Origin of the sequence: Pandoraea pulmonicola (assembly GCF_000815105.2) — a bacterium.
Taxonomy (GTDB): Bacteria; Pseudomonadota; Gammaproteobacteria; order Burkholderiales; family Burkholderiaceae; genus Pandoraea; species Pandoraea pulmonicola.
This window is the reverse complement of the sequence record NZ_CP010310.2, coordinates 2524253-2539765: the sequence shown is the minus strand read 5'-3', so window position 1 is coordinate 2539765 and position 15513 is coordinate 2524253. Positions and strand designations below refer to the sequence as shown.

14 protein-coding genes are annotated in these 15513 nt (G+C 63.7%); 11 read left to right on the top strand and 3 right to left on the bottom strand.

Annotation, left to right across the window (positions count from 1 at the left end; genetic code table 11):
* Nucleotides 1-294 precede the first annotated feature (294 nt).
* From RO07_RS11230 to RO07_RS11180, 11 genes are all read left to right on the top strand, one after another.
* On the top strand, nucleotides 295-681 hold the full coding sequence (locus RO07_RS11230; protein WP_039410758.1) for an Mth938-like domain-containing protein: 387 nt from the start codon (nucleotides 295-297) through the stop codon (nucleotides 679-681).
* 80 nt (nucleotides 682-761) lie between these two features.
* Complete coding sequence (locus RO07_RS11225; RefSeq protein WP_039415110.1) at nucleotides 762-2438, top strand: ArnT family glycosyltransferase; 1677 nt, start codon at nucleotides 762-764, stop codon at nucleotides 2436-2438.
* A gap of 160 nt (nucleotides 2439-2598) precedes the next feature.
* Nucleotides 2599-2970: an SMR family transporter gene (locus tag RO07_RS11220; protein ID WP_039415107.1), complete on the top strand. Its 372-nt coding sequence runs from the start codon at nucleotides 2599-2601 to the stop codon at nucleotides 2968-2970.
* 101 nt (nucleotides 2971-3071) lie between these two features.
* Entirely contained in the window at nucleotides 3072-4238 is a 1167-nt protein-coding gene (locus RO07_RS11215; RefSeq protein ID WP_039415105.1) for a DegT/DnrJ/EryC1/StrS family aminotransferase, read from the top strand.
* Entirely contained in the window at nucleotides 4235-5254 is a 1020-nt protein-coding gene (locus tag RO07_RS11210; protein ID WP_039410756.1) for a glycosyltransferase, read from the top strand. Before RO07_RS11215 ends, RO07_RS11210 begins: the two co-directional genes overlap by 4 nt.
* Nucleotides 5251-6156 carry a formyltransferase gene (locus tag RO07_RS11205; protein WP_039410754.1) on the top strand — a complete coding sequence of 302 codons (906 nt, stop codon included), beginning with the start codon at nucleotides 5251-5253 and terminating at the stop codon, nucleotides 6154-6156. Before RO07_RS11210 ends, RO07_RS11205 begins: the two co-directional genes overlap by 4 nt.
* 7 nt (nucleotides 6157-6163) lie before the next feature.
* Nucleotides 6164-7207 (top strand): bifunctional UDP-4-keto-pentose/UDP-xylose synthase, encoded by a 1044-nt coding sequence (locus tag RO07_RS11200; protein ID WP_052267202.1) that lies wholly within the window; start codon nucleotides 6164-6166, stop codon nucleotides 7205-7207.
* 139 nt (nucleotides 7208-7346) lie between these two features.
* On the top strand, nucleotides 7347-8252 hold the full coding sequence (locus tag RO07_RS11195; RefSeq protein ID WP_039410752.1) for a polysaccharide deacetylase family protein: 906 nt from the start codon (nucleotides 7347-7349) through the stop codon (nucleotides 8250-8252).
* Between the two features lie 80 nt (nucleotides 8253-8332).
* Nucleotides 8333-8794, top strand: a complete 462-nt coding sequence (locus tag RO07_RS11190; protein ID WP_039410750.1) for a peroxiredoxin — start codon at nucleotides 8333-8335, stop codon at nucleotides 8792-8794.
* Nucleotides 8795-9081: 287 nt separating this feature from the next.
* Nucleotides 9082-10818: a PhoH family protein gene (locus tag RO07_RS11185; protein ID WP_039410747.1), complete on the top strand. Its 1737-nt coding sequence runs from the start codon at nucleotides 9082-9084 to the stop codon at nucleotides 10816-10818.
* A 225-nt stretch (nucleotides 10819-11043) separates the two neighbouring features.
* Nucleotides 11044-11853 carry a C40 family peptidase gene (locus RO07_RS11180; RefSeq protein WP_052267201.1) on the top strand — a complete coding sequence of 270 codons (810 nt, stop codon included), beginning with the start codon at nucleotides 11044-11046 and terminating at the stop codon, nucleotides 11851-11853.
* A 401-nt stretch (nucleotides 11854-12254) separates the two neighbouring features.
* Here the strand turns inward: RO07_RS11180 and RO07_RS11175 are convergent, their stop codons facing one another.
* The 3 genes from RO07_RS11175 to RO07_RS11165 form a co-directional block, all read right to left on the bottom strand.
* Nucleotides 12255-13265, bottom strand: coding sequence for an inorganic phosphate transporter (locus RO07_RS11175; RefSeq protein WP_039410745.1), 1011 nt, complete (start codon nucleotides 13263-13265; stop codon nucleotides 12255-12257).
* A 21-nt stretch (nucleotides 13266-13286) separates the two neighbouring features.
* Complete coding sequence (locus RO07_RS11170) at nucleotides 13287-13913, bottom strand: DUF47 domain-containing protein (protein ID WP_039410743.1); 627 nt, start codon at nucleotides 13911-13913, stop codon at nucleotides 13287-13289.
* 113 nt (nucleotides 13914-14026) lie between these two features.
* Nucleotides 14027-15394 carry a replicative DNA helicase gene (locus RO07_RS11165; protein WP_039415097.1) on the bottom strand — a complete coding sequence of 456 codons (1368 nt, stop codon included), beginning with the start codon at nucleotides 15392-15394 and terminating at the stop codon, nucleotides 14027-14029.
* Between the last annotated feature and the right edge of the window lie 119 nt (nucleotides 15395-15513).

Genomic DNA, 15513 nt, shown 5'->3' with positions numbered 1-15513 from the left:
GGCGCAGGGCCAGGCGGGACGCCCCGCGACGCGGAACCACGGCGACCGACGCGCATGAAGCGCACGATGCGCCGGGTTTCCCCGCGTTCGGCGTGGCAAATGCCGCACTGCAACGGTTTTGCCGTGCTGCGTACGGCAAAAAGCTATAATTTAGCCAATTATGACAGAGTTCGGCAATGCATCATTGACGGTTTGCGCCATGCGAGGCAAGATGCCCGGCCGTTGCGCGAGCTGCCGACGCTCAGTCGCCACTGGGGCACCATTGGCCAACCACTGGGTAGGGAATCTCCGAAAGTGAAACTGCATCAAGACCCGTCGCAAGCATTGAACACGGTGACCGGCTACGGGCCGGGCTATGTCGAGGTCAACAAGGTTCGCCACGAGCACAGCGTGATCATCGCGCCCGAGGGCGAGATCCAGCCCTGGCCGGTCTCGAGCTTCGATGCGCTCGAGCCGCCCCATTTCGAAGCCTTGCGTCGCCTCGACCCCGAGCTGGTCATCTTCGGCAGCGGCGGGCGTCTGCGCTTCGCGCATCCGCGCCTGACCACGTCGCTCACCAGCGAGCGCATCGGCGTCGACTCGATGGACACGCAAGCCGCCTGCCGCACCTACAACATCCTGATGAGCGAAGGCCGTCGCGTCGTCCTCGCCCTGCTCATCGAGAGCGAGGCGCCTGCGTGAGCCGCCGCCCGCTCGCTGCCGCCCTGACGGGCGCCGAATCGCCCACCCCTCACGCTTCCCATGCTTCCGGCACCGCCGCGGTGTCGTACCCGCTCTCCCCCGCCGCCTTCTGGCTGCTGCTCCTGGCGTTCGCGCTGGTGTGGTTCGGCGTGCTCGACTACCGTCACCTGATCGCGAGCGACGAAGGCCGTTATGCCGAAATGGCGCGCGAGATGTGGGTCACGGGCGACTGGATCACGCCGCGCTACAACGGCTACAAGTACTTCGAGAAACCCCCGCTGCAGACCTGGATGAACGCGCTCACGTTCGCGGCCTTCGGGCTGGGCGAATGGCAGGCGCGTCTGTGGACGGCCCTCACCGGCTTCGCCGGCGTGCTGATGATCGGCTTTACCGGCCGACGCCTCTTCAACGCCCGCGTGGGGCTCTTCGCCGCCGCCGCGCTCGCGAGCGCACCGCTGTGGTCGCTGCTGGGGCACTTCAACGTGCTCGACATGGGGCTGTCCTTCTTCATGGGACTGTCCCTGTGCGCCCTGCTGCTCGCGCAGCGTCCGGGACTGGCCCGCCCCGCCGTGCGCGGCTGGATGTGGGTGTGCTGGGCGGCCATGGCGCTCGCGGTGCTGAGCAAAGGACTCGTGGGCATCGTGCTGCCGGGCGCCGTGCTCGTGCTCTACACGCTGATTGCACGAGACTGGGCGCTGTGGCGCCGCCTCTACCTGGGCAGCGGTCTGATCGTCTTCCTCGCGATCGCCGCGCCCTGGTTCGTGCTGGTGGAGATGCGCAACCCCGAATTCTTCGATTTCTTCTTCATCAACGAACACTTCCGCCGTTTCGCGATGGAAGGCCACAACCGGGACGGCGCGCCGTGGTATTTCGTGCCCGTCTTCCTCGTGGGCTTCCTGCCGTGGCTGTCGGTGCTGCCGGGCACGGTGCGCGCGACGCTGCGCATGCCGCGTCAGCCCAACGGCTTCGCCCCGGCGCTCATGCTGTGGGTGTGGTCGGTCTTCATCTTCCTGTTCTTCAGCGCTTCGCATTCGAAACTGATCTCGTACCTGCTGCCGATCGCCCCGGCCATGGCGCTGCTCCTTGGCCTGTATCTGGCCCAGTTGCGTCGCGACACCGTGCGTGGGCATCTGGCCGGCTATGCGATCTTCCTGATTGCCGCGCTCGTCATGGTGGCCATCTTCGTGGGTCGCGCCGGCAGCGTGCGCAATCCGAACGAGCTGTACAAGACGTTTCAGATCTGGTTGTACTTCGCGCTGGGCGCCGGCCTGGCCGGCACGCTCGTGGCGTGGCGTCTGGCACGGCACAGTGCGCGCCGGGCGCTGCTCACGTTCGCCGGCTCGATGCTGCTGCTGGCAACGATCGGCGGCCTGGGCCACGAGGTGTTCGGGCGCCAGAGCACCGGCGTGCTGCTGGTGCCCGCCGTCAAGGCCGAGATGCGGCGCCTCGGACCCGACGTGCCGTTCTATTCGGTGAACGTGCTCGATCACACCATGCCCTACTACCTCGGGCACACGATGATCATGGTGCAGCATCCGGATGAACTGGAGTTTGGCGTGAAGCAGGAACCGCAGAAGTGGCTACCGACGCTCGACGCGTTCTGCGCCCGCTGGCGAGCCGACCCGAAAGCGCTTGCCCTGGTCGATCCGGACACGTTCGGCAAGCTCGAAGCCGCACATTTACCGATGCGAATCGTCGCCCGCGACGTCCGACGCGTCGTAATCTCGAAACCCCTGCCTGAAGACAACGTAAAATAGCGCTTTTATCGCTCGTCCCTCCGTTTCAATCGCCGGTTCGATGCTCAGCCGGTGCGATCCACCGGCGCGATCGTGCCGGCAACTCGCGACAGACGGATGAACGGACGGAAACGCCAACTTACGACGTCCATAATTGTTCACAAACGTTCACAAACGTTCCATGAATCTCGCCACGTTTTCACTTATTCTCACGGGCGTGCTGCTCAATGCCTGCGCCCAGTTGCTGCTCAAGGCAGGTGCGGGCTCCATCGGCGCACTGGAATTTACGCGCGCCAACATCGTGCCCATCGGCATCAAGCTTGCAACGCAAGTGCCGATCATGGGCGGGCTGGTCTGCTATGCCATCAGCGTGGTCGTCTGGATTCTCGCGCTCTCGCGCGTCGAAGTCTCGATCGCCTACCCGATGCTCTCGCTGGGCTACGTCGTGAACGCGATCGCTGCCTGGTACCTGTTTGGCGAAACCCTGTCGATGCAACGTATCGTGGCCATCGGCATCATCCTTGTTGGCGTCTATATTCTTGCGCGCAGCTAAAACGCATCGGGCGGCCCTGCCCGATGGCAACGGAATCGAAGAACGCGCGGCGGCAAGCGCCGGCGCATTCGTAATGCTTACCTGAGGCTTTGACCTACATCATGAGCGACTCGGCAACCTCCCAACCGAATCAACCGTTCCTGCCGTTCACGCGGCCGAGCATCGACGACGCGACGATCGCCGGCGTGGCCGACGTGCTGCGCTCGGGCTGGATCACTTCGGGTCCGCAAGTGCAGGCCTTCGAGAAGGCCCTCTCGGAGTACTTCGGCGGGCGTCCGGTGCGCGCCTTCAACTCGGGCACCGCCACGCTGGAAATCGGCCTGCGTCTGGCCGGCGTGCAGGCCGGCGACGAAGTCATCACCACCCCGCTGTCGTGGGTCGCCACGGCCAACGTGATCCTGGAAGTGGGCGCCACGCCCGTATTCGTCGACGTCGATCCGGCCACGCGCAACCTCGACCTCGACCGACTCGAAAAGGCGATCACGCCGAAGACTCGCGCGATCATCCCCGTCTATCTCGCCGGGTTGCCGCTCGACATGGACCGCCTTTACGACATCGCCCGCCGCCATCAACTGCGCGTGATCGAAGATGCGGCACAAGCCATGGGCTCGACGTGGGGCGGCAAGCGCATCGGATCGTTCGGCGACCTCGTGTCGTTCAGCTTCCATGCCAACAAGAATCTGACCTCCATCGAAGGCGGCGCACTCGTGTTCAACAACGAGGACGAAGCGCGTCTGGCCGAAAAGTACCGTCTGCAGGGCGTGACCCGCACCGGCTTCGACGGCATGGACGTCGACGTGCTCGGCGGCAAGTACAACCTGACCGATGTGGCCGCCCGCGTCGGCCTCGGCCAGATGCCGCACCTGGCGGCATTCAATACCCGCCGCGCCGAACTCGCGCGCCTGTATTTCGACACGCTTGCCGGCGGCCCCGCCGTGGCGCTGGGTCTCGGCCTGCCGCCTGCCGACTTCACGAACTCGAACTGGCACATGTTCCAGGTCGAGTTGCCGCTCGAGCGTCTGACGATCGACCGCGCCGGGTTCATGGAAAAGCTCAAGGCCCGCAACATCGGCAGCGGTGTGCACTACCCGGCCATCCACCTGTTTACCATGTATCGCGCGCTCGGTTTCCGGGAGGGTCAGTTCCCGCACACGGAACGACTGGGCCGCGCGATTCTCACGCTCCCCCTATTCCCCGCCATGACGGATGCCGACGTCGCGCGCGTTTGCGAAGCCGTCAATGCCATCTGCGCCGACCATCAAAAATGACTTCTCCCCAACTCTCCGTCGTCATCCCGGTTTATAACGAAGAGGCCGGCCTCGCCGCGCTCTTCGCTCGGCTGTACCCGGCACTCGACAAGCTGGGCGTGCCTTACGAAGTGGTGTTCGTCAACGACGGCAGCCGCGACCGCTCCGCGGCGATCCTGGCCGAGCAGCAGCGCCAGCGTCCCGACGTGACGCGCGTGGTGCTGTTCAACGGCAACTACGGCCAGCACATGGCGATTCTCGCGGGCTTCGAGCACACGCGCGGCGAATGGGTCGTGACCCTCGACGCCGACCTGCAGAACCCGCCGGAGGAAATCCGCAAGCTCGTCGATCAGCTCGCCGCCGGTCACGACTACGTCGGCACGGTGCGCATGAACCGTCAGGACACGTGGTTCCGCCGCAATGCCTCGCGCGCGATGAACCGTCTGCGCGAGCGCATCACGCGCATTCGCATGACCGACCAGGGCTGCATGCTGCGTGGCTACAGCCGCCACATCGTCGACACGGTCAACCAGTGCCGCGAAATCAACACATTCATCCCGGCGCTGGCCTATACGTTTGCGCAAAACCCCACGGAAGTGGACGTTGCGCACGAGGAACGCTTCGCCGGCGAGTCGAAGTACTCGCTCTACAGCCTGATCCGTCTCAATTTCGATCTGGTCACGGGCTTTTCGGTGGTGCCGCTCCAATGGCTCTCGGGCGTGGGCATCACGCTGTCGGCCGCGTCGGGCGTGCTGTTCGTCGTGCTGATGGCCCGCCGCTTCATTTTTGGTTCGGAGGTTCAAGGGGTGTTTACGCTGTTTGCCGTCACGTTCTGTCTGCTCGGTGTGATCCTGTTCGGCATGGGGCTGCTTGGCGAGTACATCGGCCGCATCTACCAGCAGGTTCGTCAGCGCCCGCGCTATCTGGTGCAGGCCGTGCTCGAAAACCAGCCGGCGCCGTCGGGCCATGCCGACAAGACGGTCGGCGGTGCGAGCCACACGACCGGCGCCAAGGAACTGGGGTCGCACACCTCATGAGCATCAAAGCTGTCGTCTTCGCGTATCACAACGTCGGTGTGCGCTGCCTGCAGGTGCTGCTCGCGCGCGGCGTCGACGTTGCCCTCGTGGTCACCCACCAGGACAACCCGAATGAGAACATCTGGTTCGGCAGCGTCGCCGCAGTGGCCGCCGAGCACGGCATTCCGGTCGTCACGCCCGACGACCCGGCCGACCCGGCGCTTGCCGAGCGCATCCGCGCCGTGGCGCCGGACTTCATCTTCTCGTTCTATTACCGCCACATGATTCCCGTGCCGGTGCTGGAGATCGCCCCGCGCGGCGCTTTCAACATGCACGGCTCACTGCTGCCGAAATATCGTGGCCGCGTGCCGGTGAACTGGGCGGTTTTGAACGGCGAAACGGAAACGGGCGCGACGCTGCACGAAATGGCCCTCAAGCCCGATGCCGGCGCCATCGTCGACCAGACGTCCGTGCCGATCCTGCCGGACGACACGGCGGGCGAAGTCTTCGAAAAGGTCACCGTCGCCGCCGAGCAGACGCTCTGGCACTGCCTGCCGGGCCTGCTCGCAGGGACTGCTGAGCGGCGCCTCAACGATCTCGGCGCAGGCAGCTACTTCGGCGGTCGCAAGCCGGAAGACGGCCGCATCGACTGGTCGAAGCCTGCCCAGGAGGTCTACAACCTGATTCGCGCCGTGGCACCGCCCTACCCGGGCGCATTCACCGAAAGCGCCGGACGCCGCTGGGTCGTCACCCGCGCCCGCCTGTCCCGCGCGCCCGCGCCTGCCGGTTTGCCCTGCGGACTGCAAGTAGTGGATAATGCGATCCTCGGCGTTTGCGGCGACGCGAACGCCATCGTCATTCATGAACTATTACTGGACGGCAAGCCTGTCACGCCGGACCGGTTTTCCCAGCTAAATCACTGACCGCAATATGAAAAAAGTCCTGATTCTCGGTGTCAACGGGTTCATCGGCCACCATCTGTCGAAGCGCATCCTGGAGACGACCGACTGGGAAGTTTATGGCATGGACATGCTCACCGATCGCCTCGGCGATCTGGTGAACCACGAGCGCATGCACTTCTTCGAAGGCGATATCACGATCAACAAGGAGTGGGTCGAGTACCACATCCGCAAGTGCGACGTGATCCTGCCGCTGGTCGCCATCGCCACGCCGGCCACCTACGTGAAGGCGCCGCTGCGCGTGTTCGAACTCGACTTCGAGGCGAACCTGCCGATCGTGCGCTCGGCCGTGAAGTACGGCAAGCACCTGGTGTTCCCGTCGACCTCGGAGGTCTACGGCATGTGCACCGACGGCGAGTTCGATCCGGAAAACTCGCCGCTGATCTACGGCCCGATCAACAAGCCGCGCTGGATCTACGCCTGCTCGAAGCAACTCATGGATCGCGTGATCTGGGGTTACGGCATGCAGGAAGGTCTGAATTTCTCGCTGTTCCGTCCGTTCAACTGGATCGGCGCCGGCCTCGACTCGATCTATACGCCGAAGGAAGGTTCGTCGCGCGTGGTCACGCAGTTCCTGGGCCACATCGCCCGCGGCGAGAACATCAGCCTGGTCGACGGCGGCTCGCAAAAGCGCGCCTTCACCGACATCGACGACGGCATCGACGCGCTCGTGCGCATCATCGACAACAAGAACAACGTTGCCAGCGGCAAGATCTACAACATCGGCAACCCGAAGAACAACTATTCGGTGCGCGAGCTGGCCAACATGATGCTCAAGCTGGCCGCCGAATTCCCCGAGTACGCCGAGACCGCCAAGAAGGTTCAGCTCGTCGAGACGTCGTCGGGCGCCTACTACGGCAACGGCTACCAGGACGTGCAGAATCGCGTGCCGAAGATCGAGAACACCATGCAGGAACTCGGCTGGGCGCCGACCACGTCGATGGACGACGCGCTGCGCAAGATTTTCGAAGCGTATCGCGGCCACGTCGCGGAAGCTCGCCGCCTGGTCGAGTAACGCGCGCGCCCGCCGCTTCGGCGCCGCGGGCGGCACATCGCACGGCACGCCCGGTGCGCCCTCGGCGCATCGGGCGTTTTTGACTCGGAAACGGAGGGATCGGGCAGCACGCTGCCGATACCCGCAATCAAGGACGGCTATGGCCAAGATTGTCCTGAAGATCGACGTCGACACCTTGCGCGGCACGCGCGAAGGCGTGCCCAATCTGCTCGCCGCGCTGGCCGAGCACCAGGCTCAGGCGACGTTCCTGTTCAGCCTCGGGCCGGACCACACCGGGTGGGCGCTCAAGCGCGTTTTCCGCCCGGGTTTCCTGAAGAAGGTCTCGCGCACCTCGGTGGTCGAGCACTATGGCTTCAAGACACTTATGTACGGCACGCTGCTGCCCGGGCCGGACATCGGCCGACGCGCCGCCGACGTCATGCGCACCGTGCAGACGGCCGGCCACGAGACCGGCATCCACACCTGGGACCACACCTACTGGCAGGACAACGTGCGCACGCGCGACGCCGCGTGGACGCAGCGCCAGATGTCGCAGGCGCATGCCCGCTTCACGCAGATCTTCGGCGCCCCACCGCTCACCCATGGCGCCGCCGGGTGGCAGATGAACAACGACGCATTTCGCCAGATCGACGCCTGGGGCATGAAGTATGCGTCTGACGGCCGCGGCAATGCCCCACACTACCCGATCGTCGACGGCGTGCGTCTGCAACACGTGCAGATGCCCACCACACTGCCGACGGTCGACGAGTTGCTCGGCGTGGACGGTCGCGACATCGAGGGTGTGGCGGAGCATCTGCTTGCCCTGACCCGCGATCCGGCGCAAGATCACGTGTTCACGCTTCACGCAGAACTCGAAGGGCAGAAGCTGGCCCCGCTGTTCCGCCGGTTGCTGGCCGGATGGCGTCGTCAGGGGCACGACCTGGTGACGATGGGCCAGTTGTACGCGTCGCTCGATCTTGCCTCGCTACCGGCGCGTCCGGTCGTGTGGGGAGAGATTCCGGGCCGCTCGGGCGATCTGATTCTCGAGGGCCAGGCGGCTGCCTGAACCCGCATCCAATTCGCTTCCAGCCTGCTTGTAACCCGCTTCCCCGTTCCGGCCTGGCAAGGCCATCCAAGGAGACCATAGTGACGGTAGCCATCGACACCGCCGTGCCCGAATTCACCGCACCGGCCACCGGCGGCGATTTTTCGCTCAAGGCGCATCGCGGCCAGAAAGTGGTGATCTACTTCTACCCGAAGGACAACACACCGGGCTGCACCACGGAAGGCATGAACTTCCGCGACAGCTACGCGCAATTCCAGGCCGCCGGCGCGCAAATCGTCGGCGTATCGCGCGACAGCCTGCGCTCGCACGAGAACTTCCAGAAGAAGCTCGGCCTGCCCTTCCCGCTCATCTCGGATGCCGACGAAGCGGTGTGCAAATTGTTCGGTGTCATCAAGTTGAAAAAGCTGTATGGCAAGGAACATCTGGGCATCGAGCGCAGCACGTTTCTGATCGATGAGAAAGGCGTGCTGCGCAAGGAGTGGCGCGGCGTGCGCGTGCCCGATCACGTCGACGAAGTACTCGCAACCGTCCAGGCGCTCTGAGCGCTGCCCGGCGGCCCCCAAACCTCGCGTACCTGGTGCGGCCGACGTGTTGTACGATGGCCGCCCATGCGAACATCCGACGCTATACAAGCACGGCAAGAGACGCTATAGTCGGCCGTAATGATCAAGCGCATTGAACGAGACTATTGCAGGCGTCGCCAAGGCGGCGCCTTCAGCCAAGCCGCCTCTCCGGTGCGTCCGGGCAGGCGGCTTTTTTGTTGCCGGGACGTGTTGTACCGTTGTATGTCCCGGCCGAGTAGTGTTGTGTTTTCTTGAACGGGAAATCTATGCCATTGCCATCGGCGCCGACCAAACCGGGCACGCTGCTTGCCCCGGATCAATTCCCCACTCGCCTCAAACCTTCGCGCACGGAGGCCAAGAAACCGATCCCCACTTCTGAACAACACGCGCTGGGCGACACGTCCGGCGCCGCTGGTGCGGCCGATTTGAAGGTCGTTCCCAAGACACCCGCGGTGACGCAGACTGCAGCACAGCCGTCACCCGTCGCACGTTCGCCGCAAACGCCCGCGCCCACCGGTTCGAATGACGCCGCCACGTCGCTCAAATCCGTGAAGACGACGGCCCCGGGCGCCGGTTCGAAACGTGCACGCAACAAGGACCAGGAGCCGGCCAAGCTCTTCGTACTCGACACGAACGTGCTCATGCACGACCCGAGCAGCCTGTTCCGCTTCGAAGAGCACGACGTCTATCTGCCGATGATGACGTTGGAAGAGCTCGACAATCACAAGAAGGGCATGTCGGAAGTGGCGCGCAACGCGCGTCAGGTGAGCCGCACGCTCGACGGGCTGGTCGCGGAGAGCGGCACGAAGTCGATGGCGGAAGGCATTCCGCTGTCCCGCCTCGGCAACAAGGACGCCACGGGTCGTCTGTACTTCCAGACCGATCTGCCCGAAGTGCCGCCGCTCGAAGGCTTGCCGCAGAGCAAGGCCGACAACCAGATTCTTGGCGTCGTGCGCGCGTTGCAGGACAAGTTCCGCGATCGTCAGGTCGTGCTGGTGTCGAAGGACATCAACATGCGTGTCAAGGCGCATGCGCTCGGGCTGCCGGCGGAAGACTACTTCAACGACAAGGTGCTCGAGGACAGCGACCTGCTGTACTCGGGCGTGATGGCGCTGCCGCCGGACTTCTGGACGAAGCACGGCAAGGGCATGGAGAGCTGGCAGGACAACCGTACCGGCACCACGTTCTACCGGATCACCGGCCCGCTGTGCGCGAGCTTCCTCATCAACCAGTTCGTCTATCTCGAGACCAACAACGGCGAAGCGCCCTTCTACGCGCAGGTCCGCGAAATCAACGGCAAGACGGCGCTGCTGCAGACGCTGCGTGACTACGGGCACCACAAGAACAACGTGTGGGGCATCACGGCACGCAACCGCGAGCAGAACTTCGCGCTGAACCTGCTGATGAATCCCGAGGTCGACTTCATCACCCTGCTCGGTCAGGCAGGCACCGGCAAGACGCTGCTCGCGCTCGCCGCCGGGCTGGCGCAGACGCTCGACGAGAAGCGCTACAACGAGATCATCATCACGCGCGCGACCGTGCCCGTCGGTGAGGATATCGGCTTCCTGCCGGGGACCGAGGAAGAGAAGATGCAGCCGTGGATGGGGGCGTTCGACGACAACCTCGAAGTCCTGCAGAAGACCGACGACTCCGCCGGCGAATGGGGCCGTGCGGCCACGCAAGAGCTGATTCGCTCGCGACTCAAGGTCAAGAGCATGAACTTCATGCGCGGACGCACGTTCGTGAACAAGTTCGTCATCATCGATGAGGCGCAGAACCTCACGCCGAAGCAGATGAAGACGCTCGTCACGCGCGCTGGTCCCGGCACCAAGCTGGTCTGCCTGGGCAACATCGCGCAGATCGATACGCCGTATCTGACCGAAGGCAGTTCGGGCCTCACCTACGTGGTGGATCGCTTCAAGGGCTGGGGTCATAGCGGGCACGTCACGCTCGCGCGCGGCGAACGCTCGCGGCTGGCCGATTACGCGGCGGAAATCCTCTGAGCGCACCGGCTTGATCGCTACGACGACGGCGCCTTCGGGCGCCGTTTTTTCATCGATCTCACGCGACGGACGTAGTGATCACGGCGTCTGAACGGTGAAATCACCCGAAAAACGGCGCGTTTGTGACATCGATGCCACAAAACGTCCGTATTTCGGCACTTCTGCGGTGCATTCGTCCGATAAGCGTCGTAAACTCGGCGCATGCGAATCCAGCGCCCTCTCCGCATGCCTCGCTCTCTTGCCCGCTCCCTCGGTCACGACGCCGCCCCTGCCCGCCGCCTGACATCCTCGGCAGGACTGCTGCGTACGTCATCGCGCTGCGCCACCGTGCTCGCGATTACCCTGCTGGTCGCGGCATGCTCCTCGGGCCCATCGGTCCGCCAAGGCAGCAGTACGAACTATGGCAATCGCACCATGGGGCCCGAGAACAGTGCGGGACAGGAAGAGATCACGCTCGAGGCGATGAGCCTCGTCGGCATCCCCTACCGCTACGGCGGCAACACGCCCGATTCCGGCTTCGATTGCAGCGGCCTCGTGCGCTACGTCGTCGCGCGAGCTGCCGGCGTCAACCTGCCACGCACCACCGCGGACATGAGCAGTGTCGGCACGTCGCTCGATCGCGACGACCTCGCCTCCGGCGACCTGATCTTCTTCAATACGACGGGACGCGCGCATTCGCACGTGGGCATCTACGTCGGTCAGGGCAAATTCGTGCACGCCCCCAATTCGGGTGGCACCGTGCGCCTGGAAAGCCTCTACATCCCCTACTGGGCGCGCCGCATCGACGGTATCCGCCGGGTCGCCGCCAACAAGGCGCCGGCGGGCAATACGACGTACGTGAACCGCTCGGCACCCGCCAGCGTGGCACAGGCCCAACCCGTTGCGGCGCCCCCGCTCAATCGCCCCCTGACGACAGCGACGCCGTCACCGCTCGACACGCCGCAAGCCACGTCTGCGAGCAACACTGCGCGGTTGAGCGCGCCGCCCGCCCCGGAAGACGATCCCATCGCCCGCTTCGCCAATAGTTCGATGTAAACACCGCAAGAGAGTCGCAAGAATGCAAAACACGCCAGGCGCGCGAATGCGTCTGGCGTGTTTTTTTGTGCTTCCATCGCAGCTTTGCCCTTACCGGTGCAGATGCGCCAGCAGGGTCGCAGCACCGCCGACATTGATCGCCACGCCCATGAGTGTGGCTAGTGGGCGGCGGCGCAGGGAATGAGTGAACAATGCGGTCATATCGGCCTCCGGCGTTTTCTCAAAAATACTATGACTATATGATAGTCAATCGCAATTTTCTATTGAAATGAATTCTCCCGATGACGGCGATACACCGAGTCAATGCGAACCGCGCCCGAACGCGGACATGAAGAAAGCGGCCGAAGCCGCTTTTCATTTCGTCCATGCGCCGCCACAAGACGGCTCATATGCACCCGAAATCACAGGAACTGCTTGCCGACCCACCAGGCGATGGCGGCAATGAATGCCGAAGCCGGAATCGTCAGAATCCACGCCCAAACAATGTTCCCTGCCACGCCCCAGCGCACCGCCGAGAGCTTCTGCGTCGCACCGACGCCGACGATGGCGCCCGTGATCGTGTGCGTGGTCGACACCGGCACGCCCAGCCACGATGCGAAGAACAGCGTGAAGGCGCCACCCGTCTCGGCACAGAAACCGCCGACCGGCTTGAGCTTGGTAATCTTCTGCCCCATCGTGCGCACGATGCGCCAGCCGCCGAACATGGTGCCCAGACCGATGGCCAGATAGCAGCCGACGATCACCCACAGCGGCGGCTCGGCCGCTTCCTGCGGCCACAGACCGGCGGCGATCAGCAGCATCCAGATGATGCCGATGGTCTTCTGCGCGTCGTTGCCGCCGTGTCCGAGGCTGTACATGCCGGCCGAGACCAGTTGCAGGCGACGGAACCAGCGATCCACCCGGGCGGGCGGCGTGCGGAAGCACAGCCACGACACCACGAGCATGAAGAACGACCCGAGCACGAAGCCGAGCAGCGGCGACACGAAAATGAAGGCCACCGTCTGCAGCAGGCCGCTCGCCACGAGCGAGCCCGTGCCCGCCTTGGCCACTGCCGCGCCGACCAGACCGCCGATCAGCGCATGCGACGAGCTCGACGGAATGCCGTAATACCAAGTGATGATGTTCCAGGCGATCGCCCCGACGAGCGCGCCGAAAATCACATAGTGATCGACGATCTCCGGGTGGACCGTGCCCTTGCCCACCGTCGCGGCCACTTTCAGGTGAAAGACGAACAGCGCGATGATGTTGAACATGGCGGCAAAAGCCACCGCCTGATGCGGCTTGAGCACGCCCGTCGACACCACCGTGGCGATGGAGTTAGCGGCGTCGTGAAAGCCATTCATGAAGTCGAACAGGAGCGCCAGTACGACCAAGAGTCCGACCAGCCAAAGGCTGATGTGCAGCGTTGCCATCGAAAATCTCCGCTCAGGCGCTCAGGCGTTTTCCAGCACAATGCCTTCGATGATATTGGCAACGTCCTCGCACTTGTCGGTCACCGACTCGAGCAATTCCGAAACGGCCTTCTGCTTGATCAGCTCTTTCACGTCGTTCTCTTCGCGGAACAGCTTCGAGAGCGAGGCGCGCAGCAGACGATCCGCTTCCGACTCGAGCCCGTCGATTTCCTCGCACAGCTTGAGGATGTCGCGCGCACGATCCATGTCGTTGAGCAGCGCCACGGTGCTTTGCACGCGTTCGCAGCACTTCACGCAGATCTCGCCGAGCGTGCGGGCCTCGGCGGGCACACGCTTGATGTCGTACATCCAGACGGCCGTGGCGACGTCTTCCATCAGGTCCAGGATGTCGTCCATCGTGCTGATCAACTTGTGGATCTCATCGCGATCGAACGGCGTGATGAACGTCTTGTGCATCAGGTCGATGGTCTCGTGCGTGATGCGATCCGCTTTCTTCTCGTTGTTCTGCACGGCGACGGTGCGTGCCTCGGCATTGGGCAGATCGTTGAGCATGGCAGACAGCTCGCGGCTGCCGGCAACCATGCATGCCGCATGCTGGTTGAACAGCTCAAAGAACTTGCCCTCGGTGGGCATGAAGCGACCGAACATTATTGGAAAACTCCGGGTATTGAGAGGGAACTGGTCGACACAAAAACGTCACATTCTACCCTGTGCAGGCATGCGTCGCCGCAAGCCGACTCACACAGGCCCAAATTTGCGTATCAGTATTGGGGACCGGCCAGATTGTCGAATTTGGTATAGGCACCGATGAACGCCAGACGCACGTGACCGATCGGGCCATTACGCTGCTTCGCGATAATGATCTCGGCCGTGCCCTTGTCGGGCGTATCGGGGTTGTAAACTTCGTCGCGATAGATGAACAGGATGATGTCGGCATCCTGTTCGATAGCGCCCGATTCACGCAGGTCCGACATCACGGGGCGCTTGTTCGGACGTTGCTCGAGACTGCGGTTGAGCTGCGAGAGCGCAATGACCGGCACGTTCAGCTCTTTGGCCAGGCCCTTGAGCGAGCGCGAGATTTCGGAAATCTCGGTCGCGCGGTTTTCGCCGCCGCCCGAGCCGCTCATGAGCTGCAGGTAGTCGATGATGATCAGCCCGAGCTTGCCGCACTGCCGCGCCAGGCGTCGTGCACGCGCACGCAGTTCCATCGGGTTGAGCGCGGGCGTCTCGTCGACGAACAACTGCGTCTCGTTCATCTTCTGCATCGCGTGCGTGAGCTTCGGCCAGTCTTCGTCGACCAGCTTGCCGGTACGCAGGCGATGCTGATCCAGGCGCCCGACCGAGCCCAGCATACGCATGGCCAGCTGGGTGCCCGGCATTTCCATCGAGAATACGGCAACGGGCAAGCCCTCTTCCACGGCGATGTGCTCGCCGATGTTCATCGAGAAGGTCGTCTTACCCATCGACGGACGGCCGGCGACGATGATCAAGTCGCCGCCATTGAAGCCCGACGTCATGCGATCGAGATCGACGAAGCCGGTCGGAATGCCGGTGATGTCGCTGCCGCCTTCGCGATGATAGAGCTCGTCGATGCGCTCCACCACCTGGGTGAGCAGCGGCTGGAGTTCGAGAAAGCCGCTCGTGCTGCGCGAGCCTTCTTCCGCGATGGCGAAGACCTTGGCTTCGGCCTCGTCGAGCATCTGACGCACTTCCTTGCCCTGCGGGTTGAAGGCGTCGGAGGCGATCTCGTCGGCCACCGTGACCAGCTTGCGCAACACCGCACGGTCGCGCACGATCTCGGCATAACGACGGATGTTGGCCGCGCTCGGCGTGTTCTGTGCGAGCGCGTTCAGATAGGCGAGCCCGCCCACATCTTCGCCCTTGCCGGCGCTCGTGAGCGATTCGAAGACGGTGATGACGTCCGCGGGACGGTCGGAGGCGATCAGACGGCCGATGTGCTGATAGATCAGCCGGTGGTCGTAACGGTAGAAGTCCGACTCGGATACGAAGTCGCCGATACGATCCCAGGCGCTGTTATCGAGCAGCAACCCGCCGAGCACGGATTGCTCCGCCTCGATGGAGTGCGGCGGCACTTTTAGCGAATCGAGCTGGGGATCGGGCGCGTTCATGCCGGGCATTATACCGTTCCCGCGATCGCGATCCGAACCGGCGAATTCCCGCTTGCGCGATGTTTTTTCCGAACGTGATTTGCTCAGTAGTTTCCCTGGAGGCAGCATAAGGCGCAGCT

Excerpts from the sequence above, each read along its gene's own strand:
- RO07_RS11220 (WP_039415107.1), top strand. The coding sequence starts at position 2,599 with ATGAATCTCGCCACGTTTTCACTTATTCTCACGGGCGTGCTGCTCAAT.
- RO07_RS11215 (WP_039415105.1), top strand. The coding sequence starts at position 3,072 with ATGAGCGACTCGGCAACCTCCCAACCGAATCAACCGTTCCTGCCGTTC.
- RO07_RS11210 (WP_039410756.1), top strand. The coding sequence starts at position 4,235 with ATGACTTCTCCCCAACTCTCCGTCGTCATCCCGGTTTATAACGAAGAG.
- RO07_RS11205 (WP_039410754.1), top strand. The coding sequence starts at position 5,251 with ATGAGCATCAAAGCTGTCGTCTTCGCGTATCACAACGTCGGTGTGCGC.
- RO07_RS11200 (WP_052267202.1), top strand. The coding sequence starts at position 6,164 with ATGAAAAAAGTCCTGATTCTCGGTGTCAACGGGTTCATCGGCCACCAT.
- RO07_RS11195 (WP_039410752.1), top strand. The coding sequence starts at position 7,347 with ATGGCCAAGATTGTCCTGAAGATCGACGTCGACACCTTGCGCGGCACG.
- RO07_RS11185 (WP_039410747.1), top strand. The coding sequence starts at position 9,082 with ATGCCATTGCCATCGGCGCCGACCAAACCGGGCACGCTGCTTGCCCCG.
- RO07_RS11180 (WP_052267201.1), top strand. The coding sequence starts at position 11,044 with ATGCCTCGCTCTCTTGCCCGCTCCCTCGGTCACGACGCCGCCCCTGCC.
- RO07_RS11175 (WP_039410745.1), bottom strand. The coding sequence starts at position 13,265 with ATGGCAACGCTGCACATCAGCCTTTGGCTGGTCGGACTCTTGGTCGTA.
- RO07_RS11170 (WP_039410743.1), bottom strand. The coding sequence starts at position 13,913 with ATGTTCGGTCGCTTCATGCCCACCGAGGGCAAGTTCTTTGAGCTGTTC.
- RO07_RS11165 (WP_039415097.1), bottom strand. The coding sequence starts at position 15,394 with ATGAACGCGCCCGATCCCCAGCTCGATTCGCTAAAAGTGCCGCCGCAC.